Raw genomic sequence first — 12,335 nt, forward strand, 5'->3', positions numbered from 1 at the left:
CCTGCTTGGTTCGGACATCGCGAAAGGCGCGTCCAGCCGAAAAGCGCGCTCTGTAACGAAACTTTCCCGCCGGGCCGGGGCGCAGGCAAAGAAAAGGGCCGCCTCGCGAACGCGGCGGCCCAAGTTTGCTCAGAAGAGAGGGGAAATCAGAACTTGTAGTTCAGCCCGACTGCGAAGGTGCGGCCGTAGTGCTGATAGTCGATAGTCCGGCGCTCATCGCCGTTCTCGAAGGTCTTGAACGGCTCGTCGGTCAGGTTGTTGACCTGAGCCAGAACGGACAGGCCTTCCAGCGGACCGGACTGGAACTCATAGCCGACCTGCGCGTCGACGACCGTTTCAGCCGCCACCGAACGCAAGGTGCGGCCGTTGCCGAAACCGGCGACCTCGCCCAGGTAATCCGAACGATAGCGGGCCGAGATCCGCGACTGGAACCCGTAGCGCTCATAGTAGAGCGAGCCATTGATCACATTTTCCGACAGACCCGGCAGTGCCGTCGGGGCCTGGGTCGGATCGGGCTGGACTTCGCTGTCCGTGGTCGAGGCGCTGAACTGGGCGCCGAAACCTTCCAGGGCCGGATGGAAGATGTCGAACGGCGCCGAGATTGAAAGCTCAAGGCCCTTGATCCAGCCGCCTTCGCCATTGTCAGGCGCGCCGACCAGGCCTTGGCGCAACGCTGGCTCGGGGTTCGTCGGCGAAATCACGCCGATCGGATAGCCGGTGAAGTCGAAGATCTGGTTGCGATTAAAGACGTAGCTTTCCAGGTTCTTGTAGAACGCCGCCAGCGAGATGTAGCCCTTGCGGTTGGCGAAATACTTTTCGAACGACACGTCGATCACGTCCGCGATGTATGGCCGCAGTTCGGGATTGCCGCCGCCGCCGCCCCAAGGGGAACGGTTGATGTCGGTCGATTGGGCCAAGCTGGGGTTATAGCTGTAGTTTCGTGAGGCGCGCATATCGTCCATGCGCGGCCGGGCCAGGGTGCGCGAAACCGCCAGACGCGCGAACATGTCCTCGCCGGCTTCCAGGATGAAGTTCGCGCTGGGCAGAATCTCCAGATATTCGTCGCCGCCCGTCACCGCGATGGTCTCGGAGACACCCGGTCCGACCTGACGCGCCGAAAAGCCGCTGGAGCTTTGGTCGGTATAGACGAACTGCATGCCGACGTTGCCGGTCAGGGCTCGGCCGAACAGGTTGTGATCGATGTTGGCGCGGACGTAGGCAGTCGAGACCTTTTCCGTCACTTCCCAGTTGCCGGCGGTGACGTCGGCGTTCGGGTTGCGGACGCGGTTCAACGCGCCGCTGTTGACCAGGCCGAGAGCGTCGTAGCTCAGCACGGCGCTGATGCCGAGATAGCCAAGGTCGGTCGGATCTAGCAGGAAGGCCGAAGGCACGGTCAAATCGCCGCCGCCGGGGACGCCGAGATAGAATTGATCGTTGACGAAGCTCTTCTGGCGCTCAGTGTAGTTGGCGCCGAAATCGATCGACTTGAACGGGCTCTGATGCAGTTCACGCGTCACAGAGAAGCGAGCCGCCTTGATCTCGTCTTCGATGGAGGGCGTGTTCATATAGCCTGCCTGACCGCCCGGAATGACGTCGCCGCCCCAGCCTTGCGGGCTGGTGATCTTGATCAGGTTCGGATCGGCGTAGTTCAGACGGCTGGTGAAGCGGGTGACGCCATCGTCGGTCAGTTCAAAGCCCAGAGTGTCCAGCGCGCCGTTGATGTTGCGGCCGGTGCCAGCATTGGTTTCCAGGATGATGTCGTTACGCTCGACCTTCGAATAGCTGAGGTCCAGGTTCGCCGACCAGTCGTCGCTGAGCGTGAATTCGGTATTCCAGCCCAAGGCGGTGATGTTGCTGTCGCGCTTGTTCAGGTCGTTGCGGACCACACCCTTGATGTTGTCCCAGGTGCCGGCGACGATCAGGCCGTCCTGGACCGTGTAGCCAGGGCGCAGCGCGGGGCCGGGACGGCAGACCGCCGACGGGACGTTCACGGTGCAGTCACCTGAGGAGCCACCCCAGGCCAGCGGGAATTCGATGCCGCGCAGAACCTGAGTGTTCTTGAACTCGGAATAGAAGGCGTCGATCGTGGAGTGGATGCGATCGTTCGGGCGCCATTCCAGCACGCCCATATAGCCGTCGCGCTCCAGCTCCGACGACATCACATAGGGCTTCACGCCGCCGGTCAGCAGATTGCCGTCCGTGTAGTTGGGATAGCCCCAGGCGTTAAAGCGCTCCGACTGATAGGGCGAGCTCATGTGGGCGTAGCCCAGCGCCACGCCCAGGGTGCCGTCGAGGAATTGGTCGATGTAAGAGATGGTGTAGCGGTCGCCGTTGTCGGTCGTGCCCGAGTTCAGGGCGCCGATCTCGTTCCACTCGTGGCGGTAGTTCATGGCGATGGCTTGGCGGCCGTAGGCCAGCGGGCGAACGGTGCGCAGGTCGACAGTGCCGCCCAGCCCTTGGCCGATCAGGGCCGCGTCTGGGGTCTTATAGACGACGACGCTGTTCAGCAGTTCGGCGGGGAACTGGTCGAACTCGACGCCGCGGTTGTCGCCGGTGGTGACCAGTTCGCGCCCATTCAGCAGGGCGGTGGTGAAGTCGGGGCCCAAGCCACGGATGGAGATCGCCTGGCTGCGACCGTCGAGGCGCTGCATCGTCACGCCCGGCAGGCGCGCAAGGGATTCGGCGATCGAGACGTCAGGCAGCTTGCCGATGTCTTCGGCCGAGATGACTTCGACGATCGAAGTGTTGTTAGCCTTGGCCGAGATCGCGGCTTCGATCGAACGGCGAATGCCGGTGACGACGATTTCGCCGACTTCGGTGGCTTGATCGTCGGCCTGCGCCGTCGTGGCGGCAGCAGTTTGTGCGTGGGCCGAGCCGACCGCCATCAGGGCGGCTGCGCCGAAGGCGACGCCGGATAGCAGGCGCGCGCGCCGGTTGAGACGTTGGAACATGGTCATCCTCCCTGGGGCTGACCGCGATTCTGAACGTCGCGATCTGAAGCCGTCGCAAAAATATGCAAATCTTTGGGAATGTTGCAAGCAGTTAATGCGGAGGTCCGATTTCCGTCGCACTTCAAGCCGGTTCGGAGGCCGTTATCGCGCGCGAGGTTGCGGTTTCGCGCCATTTCAATGACGCATTGCAGCAATTCAGCGACGCGTTGACAGGCCCGGCCATTGCTGCAAAATCTTGCAAATCGATCTGGAAGGCTTTGCACTTTCCAGACGGAAGGGAGTGAGCGTCATGGCGAGGGGATCCTCTAAAGGGGCCGGACGGCACGCGGCGATGGCGGCGGCGGCTCTGCTGAGTGGCTTTGCAACGCCGACGACGGCGCAAACCCGCCAGGCCGAAGACGCCCTGTCAGCCCTGCGTCAACGCCTGCCTCAGGACGAGGTGATCTACTTCCTGCTGCCGGATCGGTTCGCCAATGGCGATGCCACGAACGACCACGGCGGTTATGCCGCCGACCGGCTGAAGAGCGGGTTCGATCCGGCCGATACCGATTTTTACCATGGCGGCGACTTGGCGGGCGTGACCCAACAGCTGGACTATATCCAGGGCCTCGGTGCGACGGCGGTCTGGCTGGCGCCCGTGTTCAAGAACAAGCCGGTGCAGAGCCATGGCGGCTACACCGGCGCGGCGCACCACGGTTACTGGATCACCGACTTCACCGCCGTCGATCCGCACTTCGGCGACGAGGCTGCGATGCGCGCCCTGGTCGAGGCGGCCCATGCGCGCGGGATGAAGGTCTATCTGGACATCGTCGCCAACCACACCGCCGACGTCATCCAGTATCGCGAATGCCCGGAGGGTCGCTGCGCCTATCGCAGCCGCGCCGACTATCCCTACACCCGTCGCGGCGGCGTCGACGGTGCGCCGATCAATGAGGGCTTTGACGGTCGCGACTTCTCGCGCCTGACCCAGCCCGACTACGCCTACACCCCCTATGTCCCGGCGGGCGAGGAGAACGCCAAGGTTCCGGCCTGGCTGAACGATCCGATCCACTATCATAACCGGGGCGATAGCACCTTCACCGGCGAAAGCAGCCTGGACGGGGACTTCGCCGGGCTGGACGACCTGCTGACCGAGGACCCGGTGGTCATCCAAGGCATGATCGACATCTTCGGCGGCTGGATCGACAAATACGGGATCGACGGCTTCCGCATCGACACCGCCCGTCATGTGAACCCGGGCTTCTGGCAGGCCTTCATCCCCGCCATGATCGCCCGCGCCGAAGCCAAGGGCATTCCGAACTTCCACATCTTCGGCGAGGTCTATGATCCCGATCCGGCGGTGACGGCGCGGTTCACGCGGGTCGACGGCTATCCGGCGGTGCTGGACTTCCCGTTCCAGAAGCAGGCGACCGATGTGGCGGCCGGCAAGGTCGGGACCGACGGCCTGGCCAAGCTGTTCGACGCCGACACGATCTATGACAAGGGCGCCGAGACCGCCGCCATCCTGCCGACCTTCTTGGGCAACCATGACATGGGCCGGGTCGGCTTCTTCGTGAAACAGGCTAATCCGAACGCCGACGACGCCGAGGTGCTGGCGCGCATCAAACTGGCCCATGCCCTGATGATGTTCAGTCGGGGCGTGCCCACGCTCTATTACGGGGATGAACAGGGTTTCGCCGGCGCGGGCGGATACGGAAACTCGCGCCAGGACATGTGGCCCAGCCGCACGCCGGTCTATGCGAACGAGACGCCCGTTGGCGGTCGCCAGCCGGCCTATTCCACGGACGCCCCCCTCTACCAGGCGATCGCAGAGATGACCCGCATCCGCGCCGAGGAGCCGGCCCTGCGACGCGGCCGTCAGGTCGTGCGCGCCTATGGCGACAAGCCCGGCCTGTTCGCCCTGTCGCGCGTCGGCGAGGACGGATCGGAGATCCTGGCCCTGTTCAACAGCTCGACTACGCCCGTCGCCGCTCAAGTCGAGGTGGAGCCCGGTTCAATGCGGTGGCAAGCTCTGCGCGGCGATTGCGCACCCGAATCCTCCGCACCCGCCAGCGTCGCCGTTCGCGTGCCCCCCCTCGATTACCTCGTCTGCAAGAGCGTGCCGTGACTGCCCTGCCCCTCGATCTTTCCACGGCTGACGCCGCCCCCGCATTGGCGCACGACTGGTGGCGCGGCGCGGTGCTGTATCAGATTTATCCGCGCAGCTTCGCCGACTCCAACGACGACGGCGTCGGCGATCTGAACGGCATCACCCAGCACCTCGACCACGTCGCCTCTCTAGGCGTCGACGGCATCTGGCTGTCGCCCTTCTTCACGTCGCCGATGAAGGACTTCGGCTACGACGTGTCGGACTATTGCGACGTCGATCCGATCTTCGGCACGTTGGCCGACTTCGACGCCCTGATCTCGCGCGCCCATGCCCTGGGGCTGAAGGTCGTCATCGATCAGGTCTTTTCGCACACCTCGGACGAACATCCCTGGTTCACCGACAGCCGGGCCAGCCGAAACGGCGACCACGCCGACTGGTATGTCTGGGCCGACGCCAAGCCGGACGGCTCGCCGCCCTCGAACTGGCAGTCGGTGTTCGGCGGCCCGGCCTGGACCTGGGACGCGCGGCGCGGCCAGTACTACATGCACAACTTCCTGGCCTCGCAGCCTCAGCTGAACGTCAGGAACCCGGCGGTTCAGGACGCCCTGATCGCAGCGGCGCGGTTCTGGCTGGACCGGGGGGTGGACGGCTTCCGTCTGGATGCGATCAACTTCGCCATCCACGATCCGTCCCTGCGCGACAATCCGCCGATCCAGGACGGCAAGAAGCGCACGCGGCCGTTCGACTTCCAGGACAAGATCTATAATCAGTCCCACCCGGACATCATCGGCTTCCTGAACCGCATCCGCGCCCTGACCGACAGCTATGAAGGCCGGTTCACGGTGGCGGAGGTCGGCGGCGATCACGCCGACCGCGAGATGAAGGAATTCACCGCCGGCAACGACCGTCTGCACTCGGCCTACGGCTTCCTCTATCTGTATGCCGATACGCTGAAGAGCGAACTGATCGGCGTGGGCGATGGGATGTGGCCGGATCAGCAGGGCGAAGGCTGGCCGTCCTGGACCTTCTCCAACCACGATGCGCCGCGCGCCGTGTCGCGTTGGGCCAAGGGCCGGGACGAGAAGGGCTTCTCGGAAATGGCCCTGCTGTTGCTGATGTGCCTGCGCGGCAATGTCTTCGTCTATCAGGGCGAGGAGCTGGGCCTGCCTCAGGCCGAGGTGCCGTTCGAGCGGCTGGTCGATCCCGAGGCCATCGCCAACTGGCCCGAGACACTGGGCCGCGACGGCGCCCGCACGCCGATCCCCTGGGTGGCCTCGGCGCCCAACGCCGGCTTCTCGACGGTGGAGCCCTGGCTGCCGGTCGATCCGCGCCACTTGGCATTGGCGGTGGATGCGCAGGAGGCGGACCCGACTTCGATCCTGCACGCCGCGCGCCGCATCATCGCCCTGCGTCAGGCCCATCCGGCGTTGCGGACCGGCGGGCTGGAGATCGAGAGCGCGGGCGACCTGTTGGTCTTCCGCCGGTTCGAACGGCCCGGGGGCGGCGAGCGTCTGCTGTGCGTGTTCAACCTGGGTTTCGAGGCCTTGGACTGGTCCGCGCCTACCGGCGCGCGCCGGATCGCGGCGGTCAACTGGACCGAGGCGGACGGATCGACGCTGAGGCCGCTGGCCGGGCTGATCTTCGCCGACGCCGGATGACGGGGTCAGCCGCCGCAGGTCTCGCGAACGATCAACTCGGTCGGAACGCGCTCGGAACGCCCTGCTGCGGCGCCGCCGTGGTCCAGCAGTTTGGACACCATCAACCGGCCGGCCTTCATCGTGTCCTGGGCGATGGTGCTGAGCGCCGGGCGCGAGTAGCGGCTGAACGGCACATTGTCGAAGCCGATAACCGAGACCTGGCCCGGCACTTCGACGCCGGCGTGCAACAGGGCGCGCACGGCGCCCAGGGCGATCTGGTCGGACGCGGCTACGACGCCATCGAAATCCAGGCCGCGTCGGATCAGGGCGTCCACGGCGGCCTCGGCGGATTCGACTTCGAAATGCGCAGGCACGATGAGGTCGGCGTCCACGTCCAACGCGCTCTGGCTCATGGCGTCCAGATAGCCGCGATGACGCTGCATGGCCTCGGGCGGATCCAGATCGCCCAGGAAGACGATGCGCTTTCGCCCCAGCCGCGCCAGATGCAACGTCGCGCGGCGCCCGCCCGAGATGTTGTCCGAGCCGATGGAGCAGTAGTCCTGATCGGGCAGTTCGGCGCCCCAGACGACGAAACGATGATCGGCGTCGACCAGCCGGTTGAAGGCCGAATGCAGGCTGGATTGGCCCAGGAAGATCACGCCATCCGCCCGGCTGGTGTTCAGCGCCGCCGACAGCTCGTCATAGTTGGCGGGCGAGATATGGCTCATCAGCAGGTCGCAGCCGCGTTCGCGCGCCGCCTCGCCAACCCCGGCCAGAAGCTCCAGGAAGAAGGGATCGCTGAGGCGCCCTTCGCGACCCTGCGGACGCGGCACCACCAGGGCGATCGTGCCTTGGGCGCCGATCGGGCCGGCAGGCATGTGGCGGCGGAACGGGTAGTCGTGTTCCTTGGCCAGCTTCCAGATCGTCTGTTTGGTGCGATCGTTGACCGCGGGGCTGTCGTTCAGGGCGCGCGAGGCGGTGGCGATGGACACGCCGGCCAGGCGGGCGATGTCTTCCAGACGGGTGGTCTTGCGGCTCAAGGTCGCGGGTCCTCACAGCAGCATGGTGAAGCTGCAAAATTTTCTGCAAATATTTCAGCCACCGTTCGCGGCGGTTGGCAAGAGGCGGCGTAACGGAGTTCCCATGATGCAGCGCAGATCCTTCCTGGCCCTTGGCGGCGTGTCGATCCTGGCTCTGGGGGCTACGGGCGCGCGCGCCCAGACCGCGCCGAACCATGCCCGGGCGTCCTCGCCTGGCGGCGTGCTGACGGTCGAGGCCTTCACCGACAACGACGGACGGCCGATGTATTCGGTGCTGCGTCAGGGCCGGGTCGTGGTGGCCCCCTCCAAGCTGGGTTTCCTGCTGACCGACGCGCCGGCCATCGAGCGCGGCCTGACCCTGACCGCAGGCCAGCCGGTCACGGTCGACGACACTTGGGAGCAGCCGTGGGGCGAGCGCCAGTTCATCCGCAACCACTACAATGAATGGCGCGTCGCCTATGCCGAGACCGGCGGCCTGCGACGCCGCGTGGACGTGGTCTTCCGCCTGTACGACGACGGTCTAGGCTTCCGCTATGAGTTCCCGCAGCAGGCCGGCCTGACCACCGTCCGCATCGGTTCGGAAATCACCGAGTTCAACCTGGCCGAAAACGGCGAGGCCCTGTGGTGCCCGGCCTGGGAATGGAATCGTGAGGAATATCTCTACAGCCGCACGCCCATCGATGCGGTCGGCAGCGCCCAGACGCCGATGACGGTTCGAGGCCAGTCGGGTCTGCACGTCTCCATCCACGAGGCGGCCTGCATCGACTATGCGGGAATGAATCTGCGCCGGTCGGAGGAAACGAAGTTCCGCGCTCAACTGACGCCGGGCCTGACCAATGCGGCGGTAGTGCGCGCGGCGCCGTTCAACACGCCCTGGCGGACCCTGCAAGTCTCCGACAGCGCCGCTGGCCTGCTGGATTCCAGCCTGATCCTGAACCTAAACGAGCCCAACAAGCTGGGCGACGTCAGCTGGTTCAAGCCGATGAAATACGTCGGCGTCTGGTGGGAAATGCACCTGGACCTGAAGACCTGGAACTCCGGGCCCAAGCACGGCGCGACCACCGAGAATGCGATCAAACACATCGACTTCGCCGCCAAGCACGGGCTGGGCGGGGTACTGGTCGAAGGCTGGAACAAGGGCTGGGACGGCCAGTGGTTCGCCAACGGCGCGGACTTCAGCTTTACCGAAGCCTATCCCGATTTTGACATCGAGGCGGTCTGCGCCCACGCGCGGTCCAAAGGCGTGCAACTCATCGGCCACCACGAGACCGGCGGCAACGCCTTCCACTATGAGCAGCAACTCGAACCGGCCATGGCCCTGTATGAACGCCTCGGCGTCCATTCGGTGAAGACCGGCTACGTCGCCGACGCGCAAGGCGCCCGCGTCGCCGGGCCGGACGGACAGATGGTCATGGCCTGGCACGAGAGCCAGGCGATGGCTCAGCACCACATGCGCGTGGTCGAGGCCGGCTATCGCCATAAGGTCGCCGTCAACGCTCACGAGCCGTTCAAGGACACCGGCCTTCGCCGCACCTATCCGAACATCATCAGCCGCGAGGGCCAGCGCGGCATGGAATATTCGGCCTGGGGCAATCCCGGCAATCCGCCCGAGCATGAGCCGAACCTGGTCTTCACCCGCCTCTTGGCCGGGCCGATGGACTATACGCCCGGCATCTTCGGCATGGAGACGCGCAGCCCCGGCGGCGTGCAGACGACCTGGGCCAAGCAGCTGGCGCTCTATGTCGTCATCTACAGCCCGATCCAGATGGCGGCGGACCTGCTGGTCAACTACGAGGCCAACCCTGGCCCGTTCCAGTTCATCAAGGATGTGCCTGTCGATTGGAGCGAGAGCCGCACGCTGGACGCCGCCATGGGCGACTATGTCGTCACGGTTCGCAAGCAGCGCGGCACGGATGTCTGGGCCCTGGGCGCCGTCACCGACGAGCATCCGCGCGTGCTGAAGGCCCCACTCGACTTCCTGGACGCCGGCCGTCGATATCGGGCCGAAATCTATCGCGATGGGCCCAACGCCGACTATCGCGGCAAGCGCGAGGACATCGTCATCGAGCAGCGCGAGGTGACGTCGTCTGACACCCTGACCCTGGCGCTGGCCCCTGGCGGCGGTCAGGCCATCCGGTTCGTGCCGATCGGCCGGGCGCGACGCGGATGACCCTGCTCTCGCACCGCCCGCGCCTGTCCAGCCTGGCGATCTGGAACATGTGCGTCGGCTTCTTCGGCATCCAGATCGGCTTCGGCCTGCAGAACGCCAACACCAGCCGCATCTTCCAGACGCTGGGCGCCGAGGTCGACAGCCTGGCGATCCTGTGGATCGCCGCGCCGCTGACGGGTCTGCTGGTCCAGCCGATCATCGGCCATTTCAGCGACAAGACCTGGACCCGGTTTGGCCGGCGGCGACCCTATTTCCTGGTCGGGGCCATCGCCACCACCCTGGCCTTGATCGCCATGCCCAACAGCCCCAGCCTGTGGTTCGCCGCGGCCATGCTGTGGATCATGGACGCCTCGATCAACATCACCATGGAGCCGTTCCGCGCCTTCGTCGGCGACAACCTGCCGGAGGAGCAGCGCACCGCCGGCTATGCCATGCAGAGCTTCTTCATCGGCGCCGGCGCGGTTTTCGCCTCGGTCCTGCCGTGGCTGTTGTCCAACGTCTTCGACATCGCCTCGACCGCCGAGGCGGGCGTGGTGCCCCTGTCGGTCAAGATCGCCTTCTACGTCGGCGCCGCCGGCCTGTTCTCGGCCGTGCTGTGGACGGTGCTGTCGACCAAGGAATACAGCCCCGAACAGATCGCGGCCTTCGAACGCGCCCGAGACGACGCGCCGAGCGCGCCCGTCGAGGCCGAAGCGCCGGCTCGCAGCGTCCAGGGCTGGATGACTTCGGGCCTGGTCTGCACCGTCCTCGGCGGGCTGGGTTTCGTGCTGATCGGCGCGCTCGATCTGGAGAAGGAGCTGCTGATCCTGGCGGGCTTCTTCGCCGGGTTCGGCCTGCTGCAGATCGCCGTCGGCATGATGCAGCGACGCCGCATCACCAACGCCGCGACCGAAATCCTGAACGACATCTTCCGCATGCCCGAGACGATGCGCGGCCTGGCTGTCGTTCAGTTCTTCAGCTGGTTCGCCCTGTTCGCCATGTGGATCTACACCACCGCGGCCGTGACCCGCGTCCATTACGGTGCGACCGACACCACCTCGGCCGCCTACGCCACGGGCGCGGACTGGGTGGGGGTTCTGTTCGGGGTCTACAACGGCGTGGCGGCCCTGGCGGCCTTCACCCTCCCGGTCATCGCCAGACGGATCGGACGCAAGGCGACCCACGCCCTGATGCTGATGCTTGGCGCCGCCGGTCTGTTCGGCGTCTTCGCCATCCGCGAACCCGGACTGCTGTGGCTGCCGATGATCGGCGTCGGTTTCGCCTGGGCGTCGATCGTTTCCATGCCTTACGCCATCCTGTCGGCGGCGGTGCCGGACCGAAAAATGGGCGTCTATATGGGCGTCTTCAACATCTTCATCGTCGTGCCCCAGCTGCTGGCCGCGACGGTTCTGGGCCTGATCCTGAAGATCCTGTTCGATGGTCAGGCGATCTGGGCCTTTGTGCTGGGCGCCGTCTCCTTCGTCCTGGCCGCCGCCAGCGCGCTGATGGTCAAGGAGCATCGCGGATGAACCGTCGGGGTCTTCTGGCCCTTATAGCCGCCCTGCCCTTCGCCGGCGCGGCGGGTGCTGAGGGCGCCATCGCAGGCGGGCGGCTGGTGCTGCATGAGGCGGTCGCGTCGGCCCATGTGAAGGCGCGCAACGTCTCGGTCTGGCTGCCGCCCGGATACGAGGCGTCCGACGCCGCCTGGCCTGTCCTCTACATGCATGACGGCCAGAACCTGTTCGATCCGGCCACGGCCAACTTCGGCGAATGGGGCGTGGACGAGCATCTCACGCGGCTGATCGAAAGCGGTCAGGTGCGGACGCCGATCGTGGTGGGGATCTGGAACACCGACCTGCGGCTGAGGGAGTATGTCCCCGCCGACCTGATCGCCGCCCTACCCGCCGACATGCGCGACGAGGTCCAGGCCATTTACGGCGGCCCGTCCTTGTCCGACGGCTATCTGCGGTTCCTGGTCGAGGAGTTGAAGCCCTTCATCGACGGCGCCTACCGCACCCTGACTGGCCCGCAGGACACGATGATCGCCGGCTCCAGCATGGGCGGCCTGATCTCCATGTATGCGGTGATGAAACAGCCGCAGGTCTTTTCCGCCGCCGCCTGTCTGTCCACCCACTGGCCGCTGAAGGTCGAAGGGCTTGAGCCCGGCGCGACGCTGGACGCCTGGCGCGAACGTCTGGTCGCGGGCTGGACCGGCGTGATCGAACGCGGCCTGCCCGAGCCGGGCGACCACCGCTTCTATTTCGACCGGGGCGACGAAACGCTGGATCAGTTCTACGCCGTCTTCCAGACCCAGGTGGACCAGACCTTCCGCCGTCGCGGCTACGGCCCCGGCGATTTCCGCAGCCTGGTCTTCCCCGGCGCTCAGCACAATGAAGCATCCTGGAACCAGCGCCTGGACGTGCCTTTGACCTTCCTTCTTTCCCCCGCCCCCACGCGCAACCCGTGAGG

General features: G+C 65.8%; 7 protein-coding genes. 5 read left to right on the forward strand and 2 right to left on the reverse strand.

The features are described from left to right. Positions 1 to 146 precede the first annotated feature (146 nt). Entirely contained in the window at positions 147 to 2,951 is a 2,805-nt protein-coding gene (locus A4249_RS09945; RefSeq protein ID WP_197458371.1) for a TonB-dependent receptor, read from the reverse strand. 289 nt (positions 2,952 to 3,240) lie between these two features. Between A4249_RS09945 and A4249_RS09950 the strand changes: the two genes are divergently transcribed. Both A4249_RS09950 and A4249_RS09955 read left to right on the forward strand, forming a co-directional pair. Then, positions 3,241 to 5,058: an alpha-amylase family glycosyl hydrolase gene (locus A4249_RS09950; protein ID WP_231868689.1), complete on the forward strand. Its 1,818-nt coding sequence runs from the start codon at positions 3,241 to 3,243 to the stop codon at positions 5,056 to 5,058. After that, entirely contained in the window at positions 5,055 to 6,698 is a 1,644-nt protein-coding gene (locus A4249_RS09955; RefSeq protein WP_231868690.1) for an alpha-amylase family glycosyl hydrolase, read from the forward strand. Before A4249_RS09950 ends, A4249_RS09955 begins: the two co-directional genes overlap by 4 nt. Before the next feature lie 5 nt (positions 6,699 to 6,703). Here A4249_RS09955 and A4249_RS09960 read toward each other — a convergent pair whose 3' ends face one another. Next, positions 6,704 to 7,717, reverse strand: a complete 1,014-nt coding sequence (locus A4249_RS09960) for a LacI family DNA-binding transcriptional regulator (protein ID WP_066552349.1) — start codon at positions 7,715 to 7,717, stop codon at positions 6,704 to 6,706. A 103-nt stretch (positions 7,718 to 7,820) separates the two neighbouring features. Here A4249_RS09960 and A4249_RS09965 point away from each other — a divergent pair, with 103 nt between their 5' ends. The 3 genes from A4249_RS09965 to A4249_RS09975 are packed head-to-tail and all read left to right on the forward strand — an operon-like array spanning position 7,821 to position 12,333. After that, on the forward strand, positions 7,821 to 9,887 hold the full coding sequence (locus tag A4249_RS09965; protein ID WP_066552351.1) for a glycoside hydrolase family 97 protein: 2,067 nt from the start codon (positions 7,821 to 7,823) through the stop codon (positions 9,885 to 9,887). Next, the gene (locus tag A4249_RS09970) at positions 9,884 to 11,395 is read left to right on the forward strand and encodes an MFS transporter (protein ID WP_066552352.1); all 1,512 of its coding nucleotides are present in this window, start codon (positions 9,884 to 9,886) and stop codon (positions 11,393 to 11,395) included. The genes A4249_RS09965 and A4249_RS09970 overlap by 4 nt, the downstream gene beginning before the upstream one ends. After that, on the forward strand, positions 11,392 to 12,333 hold the full coding sequence (locus tag A4249_RS09975; protein WP_066552354.1) for an alpha/beta hydrolase: 942 nt from the start codon (positions 11,392 to 11,394) through the stop codon (positions 12,331 to 12,333). Before A4249_RS09970 ends, A4249_RS09975 begins: the two co-directional genes overlap by 4 nt. Positions 12,334 to 12,335 lie beyond the last annotated feature (2 nt).

The sequence above is a fragment of the Brevundimonas sp. GW460-12-10-14-LB2 genome (assembly GCF_001636925.1).
Taxonomy (GTDB): domain Bacteria; phylum Pseudomonadota; class Alphaproteobacteria; order Caulobacterales; family Caulobacteraceae; genus Brevundimonas; species Brevundimonas vesicularis.